The sequence below is a fragment of the Streptomyces formicae genome (assembly GCF_002556545.1).
Taxonomy (GTDB): Bacteria; Actinomycetota; Actinomycetes; order Streptomycetales; family Streptomycetaceae; genus Streptomyces; species Streptomyces formicae_A.
In genome coordinates this window covers 1,103,978-1,127,106 of the sequence record NZ_CP022685.1, presented here as the reverse complement: position 1 = coordinate 1,127,106, position 23,129 = coordinate 1,103,978, and the positions used below count along the sequence as shown (strand labels likewise).

The 23,129-nt window shown below is 71.3% G+C and carries 21 protein-coding genes; 17 read left to right on the top strand and 4 right to left on the bottom strand.

Annotated features, from left to right (window positions below):
* Positions 1–333: 333 nt before the first annotated feature.
* The 8 genes from KY5_RS04525 to KY5_RS04490 all read left to right on the top strand — a co-directional run bounded on the left by KY5_RS04525 (position 334) and on the right by KY5_RS04490 (position 8,670).
* Complete coding sequence (locus KY5_RS04525; RefSeq protein WP_098240967.1) at positions 334–1,581, top strand: MFS transporter; 1,248 nt, start codon at positions 334–336, stop codon at positions 1,579–1,581.
* 132 nt (positions 1,582–1,713) lie between these two features.
* Positions 1,714–2,850, top strand: coding sequence for an LLM class flavin-dependent oxidoreductase (locus tag KY5_RS04520; RefSeq protein ID WP_098240966.1), 1,137 nt, complete (start codon positions 1,714–1,716; stop codon positions 2,848–2,850).
* The gene (locus KY5_RS04515; RefSeq protein WP_267894263.1) at positions 2,847–3,899 is read left to right on the top strand and encodes an alpha/beta hydrolase; all 1,053 of its coding nucleotides are present in this window, start codon (positions 2,847–2,849) and stop codon (positions 3,897–3,899) included. The genes KY5_RS04520 and KY5_RS04515 overlap by 4 nt, the downstream gene beginning before the upstream one ends.
* Positions 3,900–3,980: 81 nt before the next feature.
* Positions 3,981–5,384: a DUF6421 family protein gene (locus KY5_RS04510; RefSeq protein WP_098240965.1), complete on the top strand. Its 1,404-nt coding sequence runs from the start codon at positions 3,981–3,983 to the stop codon at positions 5,382–5,384.
* A 26-nt stretch (positions 5,385–5,410) separates the two neighbouring features.
* Positions 5,411–6,151 carry an SDR family oxidoreductase gene (locus KY5_RS04505; protein ID WP_199842931.1) on the top strand — a complete coding sequence of 247 codons (741 nt, stop codon included), beginning with the start codon at positions 5,411–5,413 and terminating at the stop codon, positions 6,149–6,151.
* Positions 6,148–7,242 (top strand): threonine aldolase family protein, encoded by a 1,095-nt coding sequence (locus tag KY5_RS04500; protein ID WP_098240963.1) that lies wholly within the window; start codon positions 6,148–6,150, stop codon positions 7,240–7,242. Before KY5_RS04505 ends, KY5_RS04500 begins: the two co-directional genes overlap by 4 nt.
* A gap of 90 nt (positions 7,243–7,332) precedes the next feature.
* A complete protein-coding gene (locus KY5_RS04495) occupies positions 7,333–7,926 on the top strand; it encodes a transglutaminase domain-containing protein (protein ID WP_098240962.1) in 594 nt (197 codons plus the stop codon).
* 48 nt (positions 7,927–7,974) lie between these two features.
* Positions 7,975–8,670, top strand: a complete 696-nt coding sequence (locus KY5_RS04490) for a B3/4 domain-containing protein (RefSeq protein WP_098240961.1) — start codon at positions 7,975–7,977, stop codon at positions 8,668–8,670.
* 32 nt (positions 8,671–8,702) lie between these two features.
* Here KY5_RS04490 and KY5_RS04485 read toward each other — a convergent pair whose 3' ends face one another.
* The gene (locus KY5_RS04485) at positions 8,703–9,431 is read right to left on the bottom strand and encodes a lysophospholipid acyltransferase family protein (RefSeq protein ID WP_098240960.1); all 729 of its coding nucleotides are present in this window, start codon (positions 9,429–9,431) and stop codon (positions 8,703–8,705) included.
* A gap of 216 nt (positions 9,432–9,647) precedes the next feature.
* On the opposite strand from KY5_RS04485, the gene KY5_RS04480 reads away from it, so the two are divergent.
* From KY5_RS04480 to KY5_RS04465, 4 genes are all read left to right on the top strand, one after another.
* Complete coding sequence (locus KY5_RS04480) at positions 9,648–9,995, top strand: TlpA family protein disulfide reductase (RefSeq protein ID WP_098240959.1); 348 nt, start codon at positions 9,648–9,650, stop codon at positions 9,993–9,995.
* Between the two features lie 234 nt (positions 9,996–10,229).
* The gene (locus KY5_RS04475; protein WP_098240958.1) at positions 10,230–10,739 is read left to right on the top strand and encodes a flavin reductase family protein; all 510 of its coding nucleotides are present in this window, start codon (positions 10,230–10,232) and stop codon (positions 10,737–10,739) included.
* Positions 10,740–10,970: 231 nt separating this feature from the next.
* Positions 10,971–11,756, top strand: coding sequence for an electron transfer flavoprotein subunit beta/FixA family protein (locus KY5_RS04470; RefSeq protein WP_098240957.1), 786 nt, complete (start codon positions 10,971–10,973; stop codon positions 11,754–11,756).
* Between the two features lie 91 nt (positions 11,757–11,847).
* Complete coding sequence (locus tag KY5_RS04465) at positions 11,848–12,810, top strand: electron transfer flavoprotein subunit alpha/FixB family protein (protein WP_098240956.1); 963 nt, start codon at positions 11,848–11,850, stop codon at positions 12,808–12,810.
* Between the two features lie 56 nt (positions 12,811–12,866).
* On the opposite strand, the gene KY5_RS04460 is transcribed toward KY5_RS04465, so the two are convergent.
* A complete protein-coding gene (locus KY5_RS04460) occupies positions 12,867–13,703 on the bottom strand; it encodes an endonuclease/exonuclease/phosphatase family protein (protein WP_234362612.1) in 837 nt (278 codons plus the stop codon).
* 227 nt (positions 13,704–13,930) lie between these two features.
* Here KY5_RS04460 and KY5_RS04455 point away from each other — a divergent pair, with 227 nt between their 5' ends.
* From KY5_RS04455 to KY5_RS04440, 4 genes are all read left to right on the top strand, one after another.
* Positions 13,931–15,223 carry a DUF6986 family protein gene (locus tag KY5_RS04455; RefSeq protein ID WP_098240955.1) on the top strand — a complete coding sequence of 431 codons (1,293 nt, stop codon included), beginning with the start codon at positions 13,931–13,933 and terminating at the stop codon, positions 15,221–15,223.
* Between the two features lie 76 nt (positions 15,224–15,299).
* On the top strand, positions 15,300–17,057 hold the full coding sequence (locus tag KY5_RS04450) for a serine/threonine protein kinase (protein ID WP_098240954.1): 1,758 nt from the start codon (positions 15,300–15,302) through the stop codon (positions 17,055–17,057).
* 28 nt (positions 17,058–17,085) lie between these two features.
* Entirely contained in the window at positions 17,086–17,577 is a 492-nt protein-coding gene (locus tag KY5_RS04445) for a hypothetical protein (protein ID WP_098240953.1), read from the top strand.
* Positions 17,578–17,688: 111 nt separating this feature from the next.
* Positions 17,689–18,183 carry a hypothetical protein gene (locus tag KY5_RS04440; RefSeq protein WP_098240952.1) on the top strand — a complete coding sequence of 165 codons (495 nt, stop codon included), beginning with the start codon at positions 17,689–17,691 and terminating at the stop codon, positions 18,181–18,183.
* Between the two features lie 27 nt (positions 18,184–18,210).
* Here the strand turns inward: KY5_RS04440 and KY5_RS04435 are convergent, their stop codons facing one another.
* Positions 18,211–19,278 carry a LacI family DNA-binding transcriptional regulator gene (locus tag KY5_RS04435; RefSeq protein WP_098247055.1) on the bottom strand — a complete coding sequence of 356 codons (1,068 nt, stop codon included), beginning with the start codon at positions 19,276–19,278 and terminating at the stop codon, positions 18,211–18,213.
* A 116-nt stretch (positions 19,279–19,394) separates the two neighbouring features.
* Here KY5_RS04435 and KY5_RS04430 point away from each other — a divergent pair, with 116 nt between their 5' ends.
* Positions 19,395–20,357, top strand: coding sequence for an ROK family protein (locus KY5_RS04430; RefSeq protein WP_098240951.1), 963 nt, complete (start codon positions 19,395–19,397; stop codon positions 20,355–20,357).
* 482 nt (positions 20,358–20,839) lie between these two features.
* Here the strand turns inward: KY5_RS04430 and KY5_RS04425 are convergent, their stop codons facing one another.
* Complete coding sequence (locus tag KY5_RS04425) at positions 20,840–22,924, bottom strand: NPCBM/NEW2 domain-containing protein (protein WP_199842929.1); 2,085 nt, start codon at positions 22,922–22,924, stop codon at positions 20,840–20,842.
* Between the last annotated feature and the right edge of the window lie 205 nt (positions 22,925–23,129).

Here is a 23,129-nt window from a genome sequence, read left to right as displayed (position 1 = left end):
GAGTTGCGGGGCGCCTGCGCCCCTCGACTATCGGGGCACCGGCCCGAGAGTGACCCGCGAGTAAAGAGGAACGCCCAATTCCCGCGCCCGGACAGCGCGCGGATCTCCGCCATTCATCGGGGCCGGGGCCCGGCCGAACTCATTCCCAAACGTGCCAAACGGATGCGCCATCCGAAATCGACTCGCTTTCACCCAAGGCGTGTTGCTGCGGTGATGAGCGCGAATATCCTAGGGCGCCGGTGGGCGAATTCCCACACTGGCCTCGAAGAATTTGATCTTGTATGATCGCGCGAATCCGGTCGGAACCGACTTCTGCGAAGGGTTCGCCCCGCCATGAGCTACGACGGTGGCCGGAGTCTGCTATTCCACCGGAACTTCCGGCTGCTGCTGATCGGCGAGACCACCAGCAAACTCGGCACGAGCGTCACCTCCGTCCTGCTGCCCGTCGTCGCGGTCACCACGCTCGACGCCTCGACGTTCATGCTCGGCCTCCTGACAGCGGCGACCTGGCTGCCCTGGCTGATCGTCGGCCTGCCCGCGGGTGCCTGGGTCGACCAACTGCCCCGCCGCCCGGTGATGCTGTGCGCCAACGCGGTCTCCGCCGCCCTGTTCGCGAGCGTGCCGGTCGCGGCCTGGCTCGACGTCCTCGGCATCTGGCACCTGGTCGCCGTCGCACTGCTCTCGGGCGCGGCCACCGTCTTCTTCTCCACCGCCTACTCCGCGTATCTGCCGTCCCTGGTCGACAGGTCCGAACTCATGGAGGGCAACGCGAAGTTGCAGGGCGGCGAGCAGGCCGCCAAGGTGGCGGGGCCCGGGATCGGGGGCCTCGTCGCGCAGACCGTGGGAAGCGCGAGCGGCCTGCTGCTCGACGCCTTCTCCTTCGTCGTCTCCTCGGTGTGCCTGCTCGCCGTGCGCGGCGCCGAACCGAGGCCGGCGGCCAAGGCGGGGCGGCGGCTGCGCGGTGAGATCTCCGACGGCCTGCGCTTCGTGCTGCGCGACCCGCACGTGCGGATCCTCACCGCGTACGGCGCGGCGGTGAACCTGGCCCTGGCCGGGTACCAGGCGGTCCTCGTCGTCTTCCTCGTCCGCACCGTGGGGGTCGACTCCGGCGTACTCGGCGTGCTGGTCGCCTGCGGGGGATGCGGCGGCATCGTGGGCGGACTCGTCGCGGGCCGCCTGACCCGGTGGCTCGGCACCGCCAGGGGGCTGCTGGTCGTCCAGCTCACCGCGTCGCCCTTCGGACTGCTCATTCCGCTGACCCGGCCCGGCCCGCGCCTCGTCCTGTTCGCCGTGGGCTCCGTCGTCGTCCTCGCCGGTGTGGTGATCTGCAACGTCATCATCGTCAGTTTCCGGCAGTCGTACTGCCCGCCCGAGATGCTGGGCCGCGTCACGGCGACCACGCTGTTCCTCAACTACGGCACCATTCCGCTCGGCGCGCTGCTCGGCGGCGCCCTCGGCTCGCTCCTCGGCGCCCGCCCGACGATGTGGATCGTGACCGTCGCCCTCGTCGCGGCGAACGGCCTCCTGCTCGGAGCCCCTGTCCGTACGCTCCGTGACTTCCCCGAGGCGTCGCACCGCTGAAGCGCACCCCGTGATGGCCCTTGCCTCTTCAGCATATGACGACTAGTCATATGGCTAAGAGAAGCATGCGCGCGCCACGCGCCGTTGAGGCGCACCAGAGGCGCGGCAGAGCCACAACCCCCGGGAGGGCACGTGAAGTTCTCCGTCATCTTCGAGGCACAGCTCGCCGACCCGACGGTCGAGCGTGAGCATCAGGTCATCCGCGACAGCGTCGAACAGGCCGTAGTGGCCGAGGAGATGGGGTTCGACCGGATCTGGGCGGTCGAGCACCACTCCCTCAAGTGGTACGCGCACATGAGCGCCCCGGAGATCTTCCTGACCTGGGTCGCCGCGCGCACGAGCACCATCAGGATCGGGCACGGCGTCGTCTGCATGCCGTTCAACTTCAACCACCCGGCGCGCGTCGCCGAGCGCGCCGCGATGCTCGATCTGCTCTCCGGCGGGCGGCTCGACCTCGGCGCGGGACGGGGCGGCACGGCGCAGGAGACCTCGCTGTGCGGAGTCGACAAGGACCGTACGACCCAGGAGGTCGAAGAAGCCCTCCGGATCATCGGAAAGGCGTGGGAGAAGGAGGAGTTGGAGCACCACGGCGAGCTCATCGACATCGACCCGCACCCGATCCTGCCACGCCCCGCGCAGCTGCCGCACCCGCCGCTCTTCCTCGCCTGCAGCAGGACGGAGACCCTCACCCAGGCCGCCGAACTGGGCATCGGCGCCCTGGTGATGGGGTTCGCGGGGCCCGAGTCGATCGCCGAGATGCGCCGCGCCTACGACGACGCGATCGCGGCCCGTACCGACGCGCGCCTCGTGTCCAGCGTCGTCAACGACCACTTCTCCGTGCTCTGCCCGACGATCGTCCTCGACGACCGGGAGACGGCGCGGCGCGTCGGCATCCGGGGGCAGCGGTTCTTCGCCCAGTCCATCGGGCACTGGTACGGCGGCGCGGGCATCCCCGACGAGGCGGTCGTGGAGGGCAGCGACGAGGCGGCCGAGATGCGCAAGGCCGCCGAACAGGTCGTCGCGCGGCTCCACGAGCACCACATCCCGGTGCGCCCGACGTCGACCGCCACGTTCAACGCGGACCACGCCTACGGCACGGCCGACGACGCCATCGCCTACGTGGAACGCCTCCGTGACGCGGGCGCGGACGAGATCATGTGTCTCATCCAGATGGGCACGGTCCCGCAGGGGGCCTGTCTGGAGACCCTGCGCCAGTGGGGCGAGAAGGTCATCCCCCACTTCCGGTCCCAGGAAGCGACCGGGGCGTGACGGGCACGGACCGGCCCACCCGGCTCCCGACCGGCCCCGACCCCGCCCCCAGCCCCGACCGCCTGGCCGCCGAAGCCCGCCCCCTCGTCGACGCGCTCTCCGCCGCCTTCCCCGACCTCGGCGGCTCCGTCACCGATGCCGCGCAGGCCCGGCGGATCCTGGCTGACGGGGGTCGCCCGCCGCGCCCGCCCAAGCGGTCCCGCGCGGTCGGACCGGTCGTGGATCGCACCATTCCGGGGCCCGTCGGCGCCCCCGAACTCCCCGTACGCGTCTATCTGCCGGATCCGGAGACCTGCACCGGCCCCCGCCCCACCGTCGTCTTCTTCCACGGCGGCGGCTACACCCTGTGCGGCATCGAATCCCACGACGCCACGGCCCGGGGACTCTGCGCGCGGGCCGGTGCCGCCGTGGTCTCCGTCGCGTACCGGCTCGCTCCCGAGCACCGCTTCCCCGCGGCCGCCGACGACGCCTACGCGGCGCTGTGCTGGTGCGCGCGTGAGGTGGCCTCGCTCGGTGGCGATCCCGGCGCGCTGGTCACCGCGGGGGACAGCAGCGGTGGTGGTCTCGCCACGGTCGCGGCGCTGAGGGCGCGGGACCGCGGCGGGCCCGAGGTCGCGCTCCAGGTGCTGATCTACCCCGTCCTCGACGCGGGCGAGGACACCCCCTCGTACCGGGAGAACGCCGAGGGCTACTTCCTGACCGCCGCGCACATGCGGTGGTTCTGGCAGCAGTACCTGGGCCCGGACGGCGACGGCGCCCACCCGCACGCCTCGCCGCTCGGCGCGGAGCTGACCGGACTGCCGCCCGCACACCTGGTCACCGCGGGCTGCGACCCGCTGTGCGACGAGGGCGTCGCCTACGCGCGCCGCCTGCGCGCCGCGGGCGTCCCGGTCACCCACGGCCACCACCCGCGGATGTTCCACGGCTTCCTGGGCTTCCCGGGGCTCCTTAGCGAAGCGGAGACCGCCGTGACCGCCGTGGCAGAAGCGATCGCATCGACGGTGAAAGGCAGGAAAAACAGCGGTGAAGAAGGGGGGTGCGCAGGATAATTTCCCGAGGCCCCCCTTGTCGCGGAGAACCTCGCATGCATACGGTGTCCATACGCGAGGTTCTCCCGTGGAAGGTGGGTCATGACGGAAATTCTTGTGCGTTCGGGTACGGAGGGTGCGGTTCCTTCCGCTGATGGGCGGGTGGTGGACCACCCGGCGTGGCCGGTGCTCAAGGACGCCGTGGAGGAGATCAGGCCCTGGCAGTCGCCGGACGGGTCGATCGACTTCGAGGCGGAGGGCGCCCCGGCCAAGGCCGTGGCGGAACTCGCCGTGGACCGCGTCATATCGGCGGTCGAGCAGCTCGCCCCGCTGCTCCCGCACGACGCCGCCTACCACCAGGCCCTCGCCGCCGACCTGCGCCGCTGGTCCGACGACGGCTTCCAGGTGCCCGACTTCCTGGACTCGCTGCTCGCCTTCCAGCCCGCGGCGCACCGCGCGGACGGCCTGCAGCACCTGGTCGTCTTCCCCATGTACACGCAGAACGGCAACCCCGACCGCAATCTCGAAGCGGTCGTGCTGCGCATGGTCTGGCCCGACTGGCTGGCCGATCTCGAGCGCACGCGCTACGACAACCCGCTGTTCTGCGGCATCACCTTCGAGGACTTCACCGCCGGGTACGACACGAACTCGGCCGTCCTGTTCCCCGAGACCATCGCCGTGCGCGAGGCGCCCGAGCGCTTCTCCTGGGGCGGCATCTTCTGCGACCGCGAGGCGGCCCGCTTCCGCCGCGTCACCGAGGCCGCCGTGGACCTGCTCGGGCTCGAACTGCCCGACGACATCCGCGAGATGGTCGGCGACCAGGACCGCTGCCAGCAGGCGTTCGTGCTGTGGGACATGGTCCACGACCGCACCCACAGCCACGGCGACCTGCCCTTCGACCCCTTCATGATCAAGCAGCGCCAGCCGTTCTGGATGTACGGCCTCGAAGAGCTGCGCTGCGACCTCACCGCCTTCAAGGAGGCGGTGAAGCTCGCGGACGAGGGCGTCCCGCAGGCGCGCGACGTGCAGTACGCGGTCCTCTTCGACCGGATGTTCCGCTTCCCGGTCACCGGCGACCGCGTCAAGAACTACGACGGGCTCGGCGGCCAGCTCCTCTTCGCCTACCTCCACAAGCACGACGTGGTCCGCTGGACCGACAACACGCTCCACATCGACTGGGAGCGCGCCCCGCAGGTCACCAACCAGCTGTGTGCCGAGATCGAGGACCTCTACCGGGCGGGCATCGACCGCCCGAAGCTGGTCCACTGGTTCGCCGCGTACGACCTGGTGTCCCAGTACCTCTCGCCGCACCCGGGCTCGCGCTGGGCCAAGGGTCCTGACGCCCTGGACACCTCGCTGCCGCCCCGCAAACTGGTGGACGAGGTGCTTCCCGACGAGTTTCCGCTCAGCATGTTCTATGAGGCGCTCTCCAAGAAGCTGAAGCACGTGATCGCCTCCACCAAGGGGATCACCGCTTCCACGGGTGCCGAGAAGGCCGCCGCGTGAGCGGCCGCCACAAGGAGGCGAGGACGATGTCCGTACTCGATGGAGCTGTGGTCGCGGTCGCGGGAGCGGCGGGACCCGCGGGCCGGGCGACGCTGCTGAGGCTGGCGGAGGCCGGGGCGACGGTCGTGGCGTCCGACGCCGACGCCGCGCGCCTTGCCGAGGCCGTGGACGCCGCGCGGTACGCGCACGGCGGGGCCACCGTCGTCGGTGACACGGTCGACCTCCTCGACCTGGACGCGGCCCGTGAGTGGGCGACGCGCACGGAGAAGGAGTTCGGCCGGATCGACGGTCTGGTGCACCTCGTCGGCGGCTGGCGCGGCAGCAAGAACTTCACCGAGACCGACCTCGCCGACTGGGACTTCCTGGAGAAGCTCCTGATCCGCACCGTGCAGCACACCTCCCTCGCCTTCGAGGACGGCCTGCGCCGCAGCGACCGCGGCCGCTACCTCCTGATCAGCGCCGCGGGCGCCTCCAAGCCCACCGCGGGCAACGCCGCGTACGCCGCGTCCAAGGCGGCGGCCGAGGCCTGGACGCTCGCCCTCGCGGACGCCTTCCGCAAGGCGGGGGGCGACGATGGCCCGCGCGCGGCGGCTGCGATCCTGGTGGTCAAGGCGTTGGTGCACGACGCGATGCGCGCGGAGCGGCCCAACGCGAAGTTCGCGGGCTTCACCGACGTCAACGAGCTGGCCGAGGCCATCGCGGGCGTCTGGGAGCGGCCCGCCGCGGAAGTGAACGGAAACCGCCTGTGGCTGACCGAGAAGCCGTGACCGCTCGCGACGGAGAAGCGGTCAACCCGCCGAGGACCGATGCCCGGCGCCACCACGACCCGGACGTCCGCGGCTTCGCGAGCGACAACTACGCGGGGGCGCATCCGGAGGTGATGGCCGCCCTGGCCCTGGCCAACGGCGGTCACCAGATCGCGTACGGCGAGGACGACTACACGGCCAACCTCCAGCAGGTCATCCGCGGCCACTTCGGCGCCAGTGCCGAGGCGTTCCCGGTGTTCAACGGAACCGGCGCCAACGTCGTCGCGCTCCAGGCGGTCGCCGACCGCTGGGGCGCGGTGATCTGCGCCGAGTCCGCGCACATCAACGTCGACGAGGGCGGCGCCCCGGAGCGGATGGCCGGTCTCAAGCTGCTCACGGTGCCCACGCCGGACGGCAAGTTGACCCCCGAGCTGATCGACAAGCAGGCGTTCGGCTGGGACGACGAGCACCGTGCGATGCCGCAGGTCGTCTCGCTCGCGCAGAACACCGAACTGGGCACGCTCTACACGCCCGACGAGATCCGCGCGATCTGCGACCACGCGCACCAGCTCGGCATGAGGGTGCACCTCGACGGCTCCCGGATAGCCAACGCGGCGGCCGCGCTCGACGTCCCCATGCGGACGTTCACGAACGCGGCCGGCGTCGACATCCTCTCGCTCGGCGGCACCAAGAACGGCGCGCTGTTCGGCGAGGCCGTCGTGGTCATCAACCAGGACGCCGTGCGCCACATGAAGCACCTGCGCAAGATGTCCATGCAGCTCGCCTCCAAGATGCGCTTCGTCTCCGTGCAGTTGGAGGCGCTGCTCGCCAAGGACCTGTGGCTGCGCAACGCCCGGCACGCCAACGAGATGGCGCAGCGCCTGGCGGAGGGCGTCCGCTCCGTGCACGGCGTGGAGATCCTCTACCCGGTGCAGGCCAACGCCGTCTTCGCGCGGCTGCCGCACGACGTGAGCGAGCGTCTGCAGAAGCGCTACCGCTTCTACTTCTGGGACGAGGCGGCGGGCGACGTCCGCTGGATGTGTGCCTTCGACACCCGCGAGGAGGACGTCGACGGGTTCCTCGCGGCGCTCAAGGAGGAGATGGCGCGCTGACCTCCGCCGCCACTCTTTCGGCTGCATAGATATACGGCTGACCGCAATTGCATTGACGTGCGGTCGGTCGTATTTCTATGCTCCCGTGGCATGCAGCTGATCCAGGACAACCCCGTCCTCTCCGCGTACTTGGCCGCCGACGAGGTCATCGACCACCATCACCACGTCGTACGTGAGGTCGCCGCCCGCCTCGCCGAGGAGTCCGCCGACTCATACGTATACGCGCAGGCTGCCTACGAATACGTCCGCGACACCATTCCGCACTCCGCCGACAGCGGTGACCCGCGCGTCACCTGGCGGGCCTCGGACGTCCTGGCGCAGGGCACCGGCATCTGCCACGCCAAGGCCCACGCGCTGGCCGCGCTGCTGCGCGCCGAGGACATCCCGACCGCGCTCTGCTACCAGCGGCTGACCCACGACGCGGGGACCGGCCACTGCGTGCACGGGCTCGTCGCCGTGCGCTTCCGCGGCGGCTGGCACCGGCAGGACTGCCGCGGCAACAAGCCGGGCGTCGACGCGCGGTTCTCACTGGCGGGGGAGCGGCTGGCCTGGGTGCCCGACGCCCGGTCCAGCGAGTTGGACTATCCAGTACTCTATGCTGCACCGCACCCGGCGGTCCTGCGCGTCATGAAGGACGCCCCTGACCGGCCGTACCTGTGGGAGAACCTTCCCGACGCGCTCTGAACAGTCCCGACCGCGCTCCGCACGGTCTCGACGCAGCAAGGTGGCTCGATGACCCGCACACCCCTCACGCTCACCGTGTCCGACGAGGTGCGCGGCCTCGCGCCCGGCTTCCGGCACGTCGCCATCGAGGCGTACGGCCTGGTCAACGGGGAGAGCACCGACGCCACGTCGGAACTCCTCGACGACGCGGCGCGCCGCCTCGCCGTACGCCTGGACGGGCGCGCCCCGCACGAGGACCCGCACATGGCCGCCTGGCGCGCCGCCTACACGGCGTTCGGCGCGAAGCCCTCACGGACCAGGAACTCGGCGGAGGCGCTCGCCAAGCGGGCACTCGCCGACGGCGGCCTGCCGAGGATCAACGTCCTGGTCGACCTCTACAACGCGATCAGCGTGGCCCATCTGATCCCGGTCGGCGGCGAGGACCTGGACCACATCCAGGGCGGCATGCGCCTGGTGCGGGCCACCGGCGAGGAGGACTTCGTCACCGCGGCGGCGGGCGAGCGGGTCGTCGAGCACCCCGACGCGGGCGAGGTCGTGTGGTGCGACGAGGAGGGCGTCACCTGTCGCCGCTGGAACTGGCGCCAGGGCCCGCGCACCCGCCTCACCGAGGAGTCCAGGAACGCGATCTTCCTGCTGGAGGGGATGGGGCCCGACGCGGGCATCGAGGCCGCGGGCGCCGAACTGGCCGAGCTCCTGGAGAAGTTCAGTCCCGGCGCGCGGATCACCGTCCGCGCGCCGGAGTAGCACGGGGGCAGGGCAGGGCGCGGGGGAGGGGCTCAGCCCGCCTCCGCCGCCTTCACCTCGGCGGGCGTCGGTGCCGTCCCGCCCAGGTGCGCGGGCATCCACCACGTGTCGTCGGGACCCTTGGGGCGCACCGGGTAGGCGCGCTGGGCGGCTTCGAGGAGCTCCTGGCAGCGCTCGCGCAGGCGTCGCGTGATCGCACCCGCGTACTGGTCCTTGGGCGCCTCGACCGGCTCGCCCACGCGGATCGTGATCGGCAGGTGGCTGCGCTTGAAGTTGCGCGGGTGCCCCTTCGTCCACAGCCGCTGCGTGCCCCACAGGGCCATCGGGATGAGCGGCACCCCGGCCTCCTGGGCGAGGCGTGCGGCGCCCGACTTGAACGTCTTGAGCGTGAAGGACTGCGAGATCGTCGCCTCGGGGAAGACCCCGATGATCTCCCCGGAGCGCAGCGAGGCGAGGGCGTGCGCGTAGGCGGCCTCACCCTGCTTGCGGTCGACGGGGATGTGCTTCATCCCGCGCATCAGCGGCCCGGAGATCTTGTGCCGGAACACCGACTCCTTGGCCATGAAGCGCACCAGACGCTTCTGCGGCAGGGCGGCGAGACCGTCGAAGATGAAGTCGAGGTAGCTGATGTGGTTGCTGACGAGGACCGCGCCGCCGGAGCGTGGGATGTTCTCCGACCCCTTGCAGTCGATCTTCAGGTCCCATGCCTTGAAAAGTGTTTTCGCGGCACCGATGACCGGAGGGTAGACAAGCTCTGCCATGGGTGGGGAGGGCCCTTCGTTTCTCTGCCTGGGGAGGGGGCTCCCGGCGGGAAGTTACGCAGCCGTAGGTTTTTCGGCGTTGCGCAGATCGTGCCCGAAGAACGGACGGGTGGCCACCCTTGGTGCCGCCATTGCGGGAGATTCTCGTCACGTCGGAATCTTTGCGGGTGCGTGTGCGCTGAACTGGGGAGCGAACGGAACGGGGCGTGGATCGACATGCCGGGGCGGGAGGCTGGAGTGCCAGAACACGACACCGGGCGGCGGCTCGGCGCGGCGGACATCGGGGAGCCGCTGGGCGAGCGCGCGACGCTCGTGCAGTTCTCCAGCGCCTTCTGTCAGCCCTGCCGCGCGACCCGCAGGGTCCTCGCCGAGGTGACCGCCATGGTCCCGGGCGTCGCCCACGTGGAGATCGACGCCGAGGCCGCCCTCGGTCTCGTACGCGAACTGCGCGTCGTCAAGACGCCGACCGTGCTCGTCCTCGACGCGGCCGGGCGCGAGGTGCGCCGCGCGGCCGGGCAGCCGCGCAGGGCCGATGTGATCGCCGCCCTCGGGGAGGCCGTGTGACCTGCTGTTCCACCCTCCGGAGCGCCCCGCGCGCCGCTGCGTCAGTGATCCATCTTTCATATCCCGGAAAGGACTTGACTGTGTGGGCCACCTGTCGCGAGCCTGCTTCCATGCCTCGGGACCTTCTGCTGTACGAGCGCGTCCATGTGGACCTAGCGCGCCATGCCAGCGCGCGCTGTCCGCACTGCTGAGTACCGACGAATCCGCTCGTACCTCCGGCAGAAGGACAACTCCATGACGGCATCGCCCACTCTCGGCACTTCCCGGATCGCGCACCCCGATCTGCTCCGCTCGGTCTTCCGGCGGCACGCGGCGGGGGTCGCCGTGATCACCGCGGCGCGGGACTCGCGCCCCGTCGGCTTCACCGCCACCTCGCTCACCTCGGTCTCCGCCGAGCCCCCGATGATCTCCTTCGGCATCGGTACGGGCGCCTCCAGCTGGCCCGCGATCTCCGAGGCCGAGCACGTCGGCGTGCACATACTCGGCGAGCACCAGCAGGACCTCGCCGCCACCTTCGCGCGCAGCGGTGCCGACCGCTTCGGCGCGCCGACGCGCTGGCACGAGGGGCCCGAGGGCGTCCCCGTCCTGGACGGCGCGCTCGCCTGGCTGGTCTGCCGGATCGTGGCCCGGGTGCCCGCGGGCGACCACCGGATCGTGCTCGCCGAGGCCGTCGAGGGCGACCCCGCGGGCGAGGGCCGACCGCTCGTGTACCACCAGGGGCGCTTCAACGCCCTGCGCGACTGAGCGTTCCCGTTCGACCGCCGGCGCGCCCGATTACGGAGCGTTGGGAAGGTCACAGTTCAAAGCGCTTGCTCAGGGGGAATGAACTGGGTGTACTCATGAGTAATATTTCGGTCGGAGCGGGGGCCGCCCCGACCGGGATGCGCCGCTTCAGGCGCCTATGCTGCCTGCAGAAGGCAGTAGCCATAAGCCTAGGCAGCAGCCCAGTAAAGACGATGCAGTAGGAGAGCCGGCGTGAGCTTGAGGATCGTTGTCTGTGTGAAGTACGTGCCCGACGCCACCGGCGACCGGCACTTCGCCGATGACCTGACCGTCGACCGCGACGACGTCGACGGCCTCCTTTCGGAACTCGACGAGTACGCGGTCGAGCAGGCACTGCAGATCGCGGACGAGGCGGACGACGCGGAGATCACCGTGCTGACCGTCGGTCCCGAGGACGCCAAGGACGCGCTGCGCAAGGCGCTCTCCATGGGTGCCGACAAGGCCGTCCACGTCGAGGACGACGACCTGCACGGCACCGATGTGATGGGCACCTCGCTGGTGCTCGCCAAGGCCATCGAGAAGACCGGCTACGACCTGGTCATCGCCGGCATGGCGTCCACCGACGGCACCATGGGTGTCCTCCCGGCGATCCTGGCCGAGCGCCTCGGCGTCCCGCAGGTCACGCTGCTCTCCGAGGTCTCCGTCGACGGCGGCGTCGTCAAGGGCCGCCGTGACGGCGACACCGCGAGCGAGCAGCTCGAGGCTTCCCTGCCGGCCGTCGTGTCCGTGACGGACCAGTCGGGCGAGGCCCGCTACCCGTCGTTCAAGGGCATCATGGCCGCCAAGAAGAAGCCGGTTCAGTCCCTCGACCTGGACGACCTGGACATCGACGCCGAAGAGGTCGGCCTCGAGGGCTCCTGGACCAAGGTCGACTCCGCCACCGAGCGTCCGGCACGCACGGCAGGGACGATCGTCAAGGACGAGGGCGAGGGCGGCAAGCAGCTCGCCGCCTTCCTTGCGGAGCAGAAGTTCGTTTAGGCACAGCCTTGCGGGCCAGAAGTTCATCTGAGCTTCAGTCGCCCCGTTGCCGCTCCCAAGACCTTCGCATCAAGCAGGAGATTGAAGTCCCATGGCTGAAGTTCTCGTCTACGTCGACCACGTGGACGGCGCCGTCCGCAAGCCCACCCTTGAGCTGCTGACCCTGGCCCGCCGCGTCGGCGAGCCCGTCGCCGTCGCCCTCGGCTCCGGTGCCGAGGCCACCGCCGCCACGCTCGCCGAGCACGGCGCGGTCAAGGTCCTCACCGCCGACGCCCCCGAGTTCGCCGACTACCTCGTCGTACCGAAGGTGGACGCGCTCCAGGCCGCGTACGAGGCCGTCTCCCCGGCCGCCGTGCTCGTCCCGTCCTCCGCCGAGGGCAAGGAGATCGCGGCCCGTCTCGCGGTCCGCATCAAGTCCGGCATCATCACGGACGCCGTCGACCTGGAGGCCGGCGACGAGGGTCCGGTGGCCACGCAGGCCGTGTTCGCCGCCTCGTACACCACCAAGTCCCGCGTCTCCAGCGGCACCCCGGTCATCACGGTCAAGCCGAACTCGGCCGCCGTGGAGGCCGCCCCGGCCGCCGGTGCCGTCGAGGCGCTCGCCGTCACCTTCTCGGAGAAGGCCACCGGCACCAAGGTCGTCGCGCGCACCCCGCGCGAGTCGACCGGACGCCCGGAGCTGACCGAGGCCGCGATCGTGGTCTCCGGCGGCCGCGGCGTGAACGGCGCCGAGAACTTCTCGATCATCGAGAACCTCGCCGACTCGCTCGGTGCCGCCGTCGGCGCCTCGCGTGCCGCGGTCGACGCCGGCTGGTACCCGCACTCCAACCAGGTCGGCCAGACCGGCAAGTCGGTCTCCCCGCAGCTGTACATCGCCTCCGGCATCTCCGGCGCGATCCAGCACCGGGCCGGCATGCAGACCTCGAAGACGATCGTCGCCATCAACAAGGACGCCGAGGCCCCGATCTTCGACCTGGTCGACTACGGCGTGGTCGGCGACCTCTTCGAGGTCGTCCCGCAGCTGACCGAAGAGGTCAAGTCCCGCAAGGGCTGAGCAGGTTGATCGCCCGAGGCCCTCGTTCCGCACCGCGGGACGAGGGCCTCGGCGCGTCACAGCGTCAGGCTCGCCTGCACGGGCAGATGGTCGCTCGGGAACTGTCCCTCCAGCGAGAACGTGTTGATCGACGCCTCGTGGACGTGGACCTCGGGGGTCACCAGGATCCAGTCGATGCGGTCGCCGTCCGGCACCAGCGGCCGGTAGCCGTGGAAGGTGGCGTACGCCCTGCTCCGCCGGTCGGCGGCGTCCCAGGTGTCGACGAGGCCCGCGCCGAGCATCGTGCCGTGGACGGGATTCTTGTGCGCGGCGACGTTGAAGTCGCCCGTCACCACCAGGGGCAGGGACCGGTCGAGGCGGCCGAGGCGCTCGACGATCAGGGCGGCGCCGCGCGTGCGCGCGTACTGGCTCACGCTGTCGAGATGGGTGTTGAGGACGTACAGCTCGCCGTCCGTGCGCAGATCCCGGAAGCGCACCCAGGTGACCATGCGGATCGAACCGCCGCCCCAGGTGTTGGAGCCGATGAGCTCCGGGGCGTCCGAGAGCCAGTAGTGGTCGTACGCGACGGGCCACAGCCTGCGGGTGTCGTAGTAGACGGTCTCGAACTCGTCGCGGCTGCCGCCCGCGCGGCCCGTGCCGATCCAGTCGTAGTGCGGGCCGAGGTCGGCCGCGACGTCCCGCACCTGGTCGTAGAGCCCTTCCTGGCTGCCGATGACGTGGGGCCGGGCCCTGCGGAGCAATTCACGGGTGACCGGGCGGCGCTCCGCCCAGGTGTTCGGCGGGGTGGTGCTCGCGTAGCGGAGGTTGAAGGACATGACCTCCAGGCGCCGCCCCGGGCGCTCCACCGCGCTCGCCCGGGTGGCGGAGCTCACGACTCCTGTGTCGGTCGGCACGCGGTCTCCTTCGGTAGGTGGCGCCAGGATGGAGCGGGCGGACCGAAGTGTGGAAGCTGGATCTGAGACAGACGTGAACGCTGGTTGTCGGGGACCAGTCAAGAATTGGTCGGGTGTTGACCGGCGGGAAGGTCGCCAGATAACTTCGCCATACGGATTCTTGATTCCGTGAAGCGGAAACGTGAGCGGAAACACCAGGCAACGCTGAGTGTGTGGAGGGTGCAGGAATGGGTCAGCAAGAGAAGGTGGCAACGAGCCTCGCGGGCGCGGTCAGCGAGGGCATCAGCGCTTCCCTCGCCCCGGTGGACGCGGAGCTCGAGCGCCGCTATCCCGGAGACCCCGGCACCCGTCAGCCGGTCCACACCGTGTACGTCCCCGGTGAGCAGTTCGACGCGGCCTCCATCAGGACCTGGGGCGACCAGGCCCTGGCGATGCTCGACGAGCACGCCCCGGACGCCGCCTCCTTCGCCGCCGTCCTCGGCCTGGGCGACGACCTCGCCGACGCCGTCTACACGCGCGTGCGCGCCAAGCTGGAGCGCGAGCCCGTCGAAGACCTGCGCATCGACTTCGAGGACGGCTACAAGGGCGCCGACGAGGACCAGGACGCCGCCCGCGCGGCCCGCCTGGTCGCGGAGGCGTACCAGAACGGCACCGCGGCCCCGTACATGGGCATCCGCATGAAGTGCATGGAGGAGGCGGTGCGTGACCGAGGCATCCGCACCCTCGACATCTTCCTGTCCGGACTCATGGAGGCGGGCGGCCTGCCCGACGGGCTCGTCCTCACGCTGCCGAAGGTGACCTACCCGGAGCAGGTCACCGCGATGGTGCGCCTCCTGGAGGAGTTCGAGAAGGCGCGCGGCCTGGAGCGGGGCCGCATCGGCTTCGAGATCCAGATCGAGACCAGCCAGTCCATCCTCGCCACCGACGGCACCGCCGCCGTGGCCCGCATGATCCAGGCCGCCGAGGGCCGCGCCACCGGACTGCACTACGGCACCTTCGACTACAGCGCCTGCCTGCACGTCAGCGCCGCCTACCAGGCCAGCGACCACCCGGCGGCCGACCACGCCAAGGCCGTCATGCAGGTCGCCGCCGCGGGCACCGGAGTGCGCGTCTCCGACGGCTCCACCAACGTCCTGCCCGTCGGCACCACCGAGCAGGTCCACGACGCCTGGCGGCTGCACTACGGCCTCACCCGGCGCGCCCTGGCCCGCGCCTACTACCAGGGCTGGGACATGCACCCCGGCCACATCCCCACGCGCTACGCCGCCGTGTTCGCGTTCTACCGCGAGGGCTTCGAGGCGGCCGCCGCCCGCCTCGCCGCCTACGCGGGCCACCACGAGGGCGGCGGCGTGGCCGACGAGCCCGCCACCGCCAAGGCGCTCGCCGGATACCTGCTGCGCGGCCTGGACTGCGGCGCGCTCGACGCGGGCGAGGTCACCCGGCTCACCGGCCTGACCCTGGCCCGTCTCCAGGGCTTCTCGGGACCGCGCCGCGGCGACCTCACGGCATCGGGCAAGTAACACCGGACACGGCCTGTCACAGCTGCCCCGTACTCTGTACGCCACGGAACGTGGTGACGCGGGGAACGGGGCAGCGGTGTCTTCGGGGGATCAGGAACAGACGGGCGGGGCCGGACGGCTGCTCGCCGGGCGCTATCGCGTCGTGGCCCAGCTCGGGCGCGGCGGCATGGGCGTCGTGTGGCGCGCGGTCGACGAGGTGCTGCACCGCGAGGTGGCGGTCAAGGAACTGCGCACGTTCACGGACGCGGCCGGTGGCGAACTGGCCGACCTGCGCCTGCGGATGCAGCGCGAGGCGAGAGCCGCCGCCCGGGTGCGCCACCCCGGAGTGGTCGCCGTGCACGACGTGGCGGAGGAGGACGGCCGCCCCCTCATCGTCATGGAGCTCGTCGAAGGCCCTTCCCTCGACGACGTGCTGCGCGAGCGCGGCACCCTCGAACCGCGCGAGGCGGCGGCCGTCGGCGCCAAGGTCATGGAGGCCCTGGCCGCCGCGCACCGCGTGGGCGTCCTGCACCGCGACGTGAAGCCGGGCAACATCCTCCTGGAGACCGGGGGACGCGTCGTCCTCACGGACTTCGGCATCGCGACGATGGAGGACCCCGGCGACGGATCGGCGACGCACCTGACCCGCAGCGGCGAACTGATCGGCTCTCTGGACTACTTGGCGCCCGAGCGCGCCCAGGGCCACGACCCGGGACCGGCGTCCGACGTCTGGGCGCTCGGCGCCACCCTGTACGCCGCGGTCGAGGGCGACTCCCCCTTCCGCCGTACGTCGACGTGGTCGACGCTCACCGCGATCGTCGTCGACCCGCTGCCCGAGCCGCGCCGCTCCGGCCCCCTGACTCCCGTACTGCGGCAGCTGATGCACAAGGACCCGCAGGCGCGGCCCGACGCGGCCGCCGCGTGCGGGCTGCTCGCCGGGGTGGCCGCGTCGGCCGCCGGGGACGTGGCCACGGCCGCGCTGCGGGAGGCCCCGGAGCCGCGTCAGCAGACGGTACGCAGCATTCCGAACACGCCGCCGCCCGGCTTCGGACCGCCGCCGTCGCCCGCCGCGCAGGCGCCCTTCGGCGAGCCGCAGAGCCCGCCCGCCGTGGACCTCGGCGCGACCCGCACCACGCGACGGCCGCGCAAGGGCCGGGCCTGGCTCGCCGCCGCTGCCGTGGCCGTCGTGCTCGCGGCGACAGGCACGGCCGTGGCCCTTCTCCAGGGCAAGGACGACAGCGACAGCCGGGCCAAGGAGAGCGCGGCCGCGGGGAGCGACGTCGACCGCGCCGACGACGACAGCAACGGCCCCCTCGGTGGCGCGTCCCAGCGGCCCGAGCCGTCGAAGCAGGGTGACGAGAAATCCCGCGAGCCGGACACGAAGCCGGACGGCGACAAGAACGAGAGCAAGGGCAAGGACAAGGACAGGGACGACGGTGGGTCGTCGGACCGGGACAAGGGCGAGCGGGACGGCGGGGACAAGAACGGCGACGCGTCCTCGTCCCGGCCCGACCCCACCACCAAGCCGACCGGAGGCCCTTCGGGCGGTGGTGGCGGCGGCTCCGAGCCGGACCCGGTCTGCCACCCGGCGGGCGGCGGCAAGTACAACTGCTCGGTGTGGCGCACCGCGACGTCCTACACCGCGTCCGGCGCCGAGGCGGGCAGCCTGAACTCGGGCACCAACTACTTCTACTGCCAGCAGAACCTGGGCCGCCGCGAGACGTACGGCCGCTGGACGAACGTCTGGTGGGCCAAGACGGACGACGACAGCGGCAACAGGAACGTCTTCGTCAGCGACGTCTACATCACCGGCGGCGACAACGACAAGCCGCTGCCGGGCCTGCCGACCTGCTGACACCACGGACCAGGAAAGGGGCGCGCCCATGAGCGAAGCCCACCGCGCCGACGGCACGGAGGCGTTCTCCGCCCGTGTCCAGGAGTCCCTCACGGACGCGGCCACCGCGTACCGGTTCCAGCGCAGGGAACGGGGGTTCGACCTGGTCGCGGACGTCCCGACGACGAGCCGCCACACCACTCAGGTCCACACCTACCGCGTCGCGTTGGACCCGGGGGAGCTGACCTTCGTCATGACGGACATCGTCCGCACGGAGACCCACGGCCCAGGACCGCTGCGCGGACGGACCGTCGAGACGGGCCGAAGCCGGTACTGGGTCACGAGCGGCTCCCTGGCCGGTGCCGACCGGCAGAGCTTCTCCTCCACCGCGGGCCACCGGTTGATCAGGGGCGTGGCGGCGGAGCTCGGCTGGCGTGAGATCAAGCCCACCGGCCAGAAGGCCGCCAAGGTCTTCGGCATCGTCGGTGGGGTCGTCGCCCTGGGCACGTTGATCGCGCTTGCGGTCGTGTTCTGGCCCTGAGCCGGGACGAGCGGGGGCGGCCAGGACGGAGAAATGACCGGTAGGTAGGGTTTTGGTGCGAGGTGGCGCCCATGGGCGTCAGGGGGCATCAGGGACCGGACCGGAGACTTCATGGCAGAGCAGCTCGGACCGCTTCAGCGGGTCGGTGACCGATGGGTCATCGGTGACTCGACGCGAGCGGGCTGCTCATGGCTCGTCCTGACGGAGGACGGCATGGAACACCACGGGCCGATGGCGCCGCGATGCCGTGCGGTGCTCCCGTGGTCCAGGATCGTGGACCTGGACGTGCGTTCCACCCAGTGGGCGTGGATGGCCTCCTCCGTCATGGAGGGGATGACTGCTTTCGGTCCCGGGGAGTTCGGCCGCAGGGCCTGTTCCGTGCGGGCACTGGTGCGCGATCCGTACGAGGACTGGTCGGCGCGGTACACCCACCACAAACACTCCTACGCCTACGGCGACATCGGCCTGCTGGGCGGGTTGTTCGCGCAGGCCGCCGAGGCCAAGGCGGCGCACCGGCTGGGTGATCCGCACTGGCTGGACGCAGCGGTCACTCGGGTGACGGCGGCCGGGAGCATCAGCGGGGTCATCGAGGAACTCGGCGTCTGACGACGACCGCCCACCCCGCCAGCGCGCTCAGTCCGCGGGCCGCAGTTCCCCCGACCCGCGCTGGATGAGCCGCGTCGGCAGTTCGATGCGCTCGGGCGCGTCCGAGGCGCCGTCGAGCTGGCGGAAGAGCCGTTCGGCCGCGGTCCTGCCCAACTGTGCGGCGTCCTGCGCGACGACGGTCACTCCGGGCTCCAGCAGATCCGCGAGCTCGATGTCGTCGAAGCCGACCAGGGCCACGGTGCGGTCCAGCGCGGCGAGGACCCGGATGACGGTCACGGTCACGCGGTTGTTGCCCGCGAAGACGGCGGTGACCGGATCGGGGCCCGTCAGCATCGCCTCGGCCGCCGTGCGGACGCGCTCCGGGTCGGTGAGGCCGAGCGAGACCCAGGCCTCGTCGACGGGGATGCTCGCGTCCTCCATGGCCGCGCGGTAGCCGCGCAGCCGCTCTATGGCGGTGTGGATGCGCGGCTGGTCGCCGATGAAGCCGATGCGGCGGTGGCCGTGCGCGATGAGGTGGGCGACGCCGTCCCGCGCGCCGCCGAAGCTGTCGGAGAGCACGACGTCGGCGTCGATCTTCCCGGCGGGCCGGTCGACGAAGACGGTGGCGACACCGGCAGCGATCTCCGGCTCCAGATAGCGGTGGTCGTCACCGGCCGGGATGACCACGAGGCCGTCGACCCGGCGGGCGCACAGCGCGAGCACCAACTCCTGTTCGCGGTCCGGGTCTTCGGCGCTCGATCCGTTGATGAGGAGCGCGCCGTGCGCCCGCGCGACCTCCTCAACGGCGCGGCTCAGCGGTCCGTAGAAGGGGTCCGCGAGGTCTTCGAGCACCAGGCCGATGCTGGCGGTGCGGCCCTTGCGCAGCACGCGGGCGCTGTCGTTGCGGCGGAAGCCCAACGCCTCGATGGCCTCCTGCACACGGCGTTCGGTGTCGGGGGTGACGCCGGGTTCACCGTTGACGACACGCGAGACCGTCTTGAGGCCCACGCCCGCGCGCGCGGCGACGTCCTTCATGGTCGGACGGTTGCCGTAGCGGTTCTCGGGTCGGCGGGAGGCGGTCTCGGCCACGGTGCGCTGTCCTGTCCTGTCGTCCATGAGGTGGTCCATGAGCATGTGGCGTCGAGCATAGAGCCTGGACAACGTTGTCAGATGCGAGAGAGACTGTCCAACGCACTCTCCGGCCTGCCCATACACCAGGAGACCCGACACAGATGCACATGGACCTCGTCGCCGCACTCGACATCGGCGGCACCAAGATCGCCGGAGCCCTGGTGGACGGCCGCGGCCGGATCGTGCTGCGCGCCCAGCGGCCGACGCCCTCGCGGGAGGAGGGCGACACGGTCATGCGGGCGGTCGAGGAGGTGCTCGGCGAGCTGACGTCCAGTCAACTGTGGGGCGGGGTCGGCACGGTGGGGATCGGCAGCGCGGGCCCCGTGGACGCGTCGGCAGGGACGGTCAGCCCCGTCAACATCCCCGGCTGGCGCGGCTACCCCCTGGTCGACCGGGTCCGTGCGGTCACCGGCGGGCTGCCCGTCGCCCTGGTCGGCGACGGCGTCGCGATGACCGCGGCCGAACACTGGCAGGGCGCGGCCCGCGGCCACGACAACGCGCTGTGCATGGTGGTCTCCACGGGCGTCGGCGGCGGTCTGGTCCTTGGCGGCGCGCTGCATCCCGGCCCCACGGGCAACGCGGGGCACATCGGCCACATCAGCGTGGACCTCGACGGCGACCCGTGCCCGTGCGGGGCGCGCGGCTGCGTCGAGCGGATAGCGAGCGGGCCGAACATCGCGCGCCGTGCGCTCGAGGGCGGCTGGGTACCGGGCCCGGACGGCGACACGTCGGCGGCCGCGGTGGCGACCGCCGCGCGCGCGGGCGACCCGGTGGCCCTCGCCTCCTTCGAGCGCGCGGCGCAGGCGCTGGCGGCGGGCATCGCCGCGACGGCGACGCTCGTCGAGATCGACATCGCGGTGATCGGCGGGGGAGTGGGCAAGGCGGGCGACGTGCTCTTCACCCCACTGCGCCGCGCCCTGCGCGACTACGCCACGCTCTCGTTCGTACGCCAACTGACCGTGGCTCCGGCCCTGATGGGGACGGACGCGGGCCTGGTCGGCGCGGCGGCGGCCGCGCTCGGTAGTAGTGGGTCGAGCGCGGCTGTGGAATTGCGGCCTGCGTAGGAGGGGTTGGGTCGGGGTTGGGTGCGGAGGGGTTGGGCGCGTCGGGGTGGCGCCTGCGCGGCGCTGCCTCGACGGGGCCTGATCCCCGACGGCGCCTGATCCCCGGTGCTGCCCGCTCCGCCCCGCCCCGGCCAGACCCGGTGCTGCCCGCCCCGGCCCGACCCGGAGCGGCCCGGCCCCCTGCCGTCGGCCTGCGGGCCGGGATCTTCAAGCGTTGGCTTGCGGTTCCCGTCCGCGGGCCTGGATGTCGGGCTTCGGTCCGCGGCGTCGGGCGGGCCTTGGCTCGCGGGGCTGTGCCTCAGTCAGGAGCGTTGGGCCTCGGCTCACGGCGCCGCACCTCGGTCCGTGGCGCAGTACCCCAGCTTGCGATGCCCCGCGAGCCCGAAGGCCACGGGGCGGGCCAAGCGCACCGGACATGCCCCGGCGCGCCCCGTGCCTGACGCCCCGCCCCAGCCCTCAGCACCTCACCTCAGCGCCTCACCTCAGCAACTCAACGTCGCATCCCCCCAGTCCGCGTGGTCCGAGTCGTTGCCGTCCCCGCCGTCCGTGACGACCAGGCGGACCAGCCGGGCGCCGGTCACGTCCGCCGACAGTTCCTGTGCGGGCATGGCGTTGGTGAGGACTCCGGTGGACGCGACCTTCTTGCCGTCCGCCCAGATCTCGAAGACGACCGTGCCCTTGAGGAGCTTCTCGTCGTCGACGCCGACCTGCGCGGTGACCTTCTCGCAGGTGCCGCCGGTGTAGTACTCGACCGCGCTGTCCGCGTGGACGCCGAGCCCCTTGGCGTACACCGTGCCGCCGATGGTGATCGGGTTGCCGTCACCGCCGACGTTCTCGCCGTTGCTGGTGTTGCGTTCGACGGGGCCCCAGCCGTTGGTCGCGGTGATCCACGGCAGGTCGCCCAGGGCCGAACTGCCCGCGGGCGGTGCGACGACCACGTCGGCCGTCAGGGGCAGGACGCTCTCGGCGCGGGCCCCCTGGGGCGAGCGGTAGGTGCTCTTGAGCGTGAGGTCGTACTTGCCGGGCGCCGTGCCCGCCGGTGCGGTGACGGACCAGGACGTGGTGAGCGACTGGCCGGTGCGCAGCGACTTCGCGGTGGTCGGCGAGGTGGCCTTCAGGCGCCAGCCGGAGGGCCCGGTGAGCGCGACCGACACGTTCTTGGCGGCGGTGCGGCCGAGGTCGGTCACCTTGGAGGTGAGCGTGGTCCGCTTGCCCGCCTCGACCAACGCGGCGCCGTCCGCGCCGAGTTCGACGGCAGGCGGGTTCTTGGCCCACTTGTCGTCCGCCGACACGCGGAGCAGGACGGTGCCGTGCGCGGGCACGGTCGCCGAGATCGCCCCCGCGGTGTTGTAGCTCTTGTGCTGCCACAGGTCGCGCAGTGTGTACCCGTCTGCGGCGGGCAGGCCGACGGCCTTCGCGGTGGTGGCGATGGACTGGGCGGTCCCGGTCTCGTTGAAGAGGGCGACGGCGCGGCTGCCGTCCTTCATCTCCTTGGCGACGACCCAGCGGCCGTTCTGCGTCGAGAGCACCTCGCCCTGCTTGCCCAGGGGGTCCTGGTCGACGGCGATGACTTCCTTGTTGCCGAGGATCTCGTAGGTCTCAGGCGTCGCCTTGCGCAGATCGGAGCCGATGAGCAGCGGCGCGGCCATGATCGACCACATCGAGAAGTGCGTGCGGTACTCGGTGTCGCTCATGCCGCCGTTGCCGACCTCGAGCATGTCGGGGTCGTTCCAGCGGCCGGGACCCGCGTACTTGGCGAGCGGCAGGTTCTGCTTCATGATCGACACCATCGAGCCCCAGCTGTCGCTGATGTCCCCGGTGGTGCGCCACAGGTGGCCGACGTCGGCGGCCCACTCCCAGGGCTTGTTCTCGCCCCACTCGCAGATGCTGTAGACGATGGGCCTGCCGACCGACTCGGAGGCGGCCTTCAGCGCGTCGCGCATCGTGATGTAGCGCTGTTTGGCGTCCACGCCCTGGTTGTTGCAGTTGTCGTACTTGAGGTAGTCGACGCCCCATTCGGCGAACTGCTGGGCGTCGCTGCGCTCATGGCCGAGCGCGCCGGGGAAACCGGCCGGGTTGCAGGTCTTGGTGCCCGCGCTGGTGTAGATGCCGAGCTTCAGGCCCTTGGCGTGCACGTAGTCGGCAACTGCCTTGATGCCGTTGGGGAATCGCTTGGGGTCGGGCACCAGCTTGCCGTTCGCGTCGCGCGCGGGCAGCGCCCAGCAGTCGTCGAGGTTGACGTACTGGTACCCGGCGTCCTTGAGCCCCTTCTCGACGAAGATGTCGGCGATCCCCTTGACCATCGCCTCGTCGAACTCGGCCCTGCAATGGGTGGAGTTCCAGTTGTTGAAGCCCATGGGCGGGGTGAGGGCGAGGCCGTCGGGGAGCCGCACGCCGGGATCGGCGGAGGAGCTGCCCGCCGTGTCGCGCGTGGCCGCGGAGGACGCGGGAGGGGCGGGGGCCGCGGCGGCGGACGCCGGCGCGGCGAGACCGGCCGCACAGAGCAGTGCGGTGGCGAGCGATCCGACCACTCTGCGGCGGGTTGTGCGGGATGGGAGATGACGCATCGTGACGTTCCTCCGTACTCGCGGAAGATGAGGGGTTTGCGTGTACGTGTCATGCGTGCGCGCTTACGGTAGGGCGTGTTGGAGTCTGTTGGAAGGGGAGCGGTAACGGTTCGGCCGCCTGGCGCCAAAACCCTTGACTGCGGTGCCTCTTGGGAGTGGGATCCAACCCTCGCGTTCGGTTGTGTTTGGTTGCACCCCGAGGAGG

Bases quoted from the DNA above. Each gene is read 5' to 3' on its own strand.
- KY5_RS04525 (WP_098240967.1), top strand. From the start codon at position 334: ATGAGCTACGACGGTGGCCGGAGTCTGCTATTCCACCGGAACTTCCGG.
- KY5_RS04510 (WP_098240965.1), top strand. From the start codon at position 3,981: ATGACGGAAATTCTTGTGCGTTCGGGTACGGAGGGTGCGGTTCCTTCC.
- KY5_RS04505 (WP_199842931.1), top strand. From the start codon at position 5,411: ATGTCCGTACTCGATGGAGCTGTGGTCGCGGTCGCGGGAGCGGCGGGA.
- KY5_RS04495 (WP_098240962.1), top strand. From the start codon at position 7,333: ATGCAGCTGATCCAGGACAACCCCGTCCTCTCCGCGTACTTGGCCGCC.
- KY5_RS04490 (WP_098240961.1), top strand. From the start codon at position 7,975: ATGACCCGCACACCCCTCACGCTCACCGTGTCCGACGAGGTGCGCGGC.
- KY5_RS04485 (WP_098240960.1), bottom strand. From the start codon at position 9,431: ATGGCAGAGCTTGTCTACCCTCCGGTCATCGGTGCCGCGAAAACACTT.
- KY5_RS04480 (WP_098240959.1), top strand. From the start codon at position 9,648: ATGCCGGGGCGGGAGGCTGGAGTGCCAGAACACGACACCGGGCGGCGG.
- KY5_RS04475 (WP_098240958.1), top strand. From the start codon at position 10,230: ATGACGGCATCGCCCACTCTCGGCACTTCCCGGATCGCGCACCCCGAT.
- KY5_RS04465 (WP_098240956.1), top strand. From the start codon at position 11,848: ATGGCTGAAGTTCTCGTCTACGTCGACCACGTGGACGGCGCCGTCCGC.
- KY5_RS04455 (WP_098240955.1), top strand. From the start codon at position 13,931: ATGGGTCAGCAAGAGAAGGTGGCAACGAGCCTCGCGGGCGCGGTCAGC.
- KY5_RS04445 (WP_098240953.1), top strand. From the start codon at position 17,086: ATGAGCGAAGCCCACCGCGCCGACGGCACGGAGGCGTTCTCCGCCCGT.
- KY5_RS04440 (WP_098240952.1), top strand. From the start codon at position 17,689: ATGGCAGAGCAGCTCGGACCGCTTCAGCGGGTCGGTGACCGATGGGTC.
- KY5_RS04435 (WP_098247055.1), bottom strand. From the start codon at position 19,278: ATGGACGACAGGACAGGACAGCGCACCGTGGCCGAGACCGCCTCCCGC.
- KY5_RS04430 (WP_098240951.1), top strand. From the start codon at position 19,395: ATGCACATGGACCTCGTCGCCGCACTCGACATCGGCGGCACCAAGATC.
- KY5_RS04425 (WP_199842929.1), bottom strand. From the start codon at position 22,924: ATGCGTCATCTCCCATCCCGCACAACCCGCCGCAGAGTGGTCGGATCG.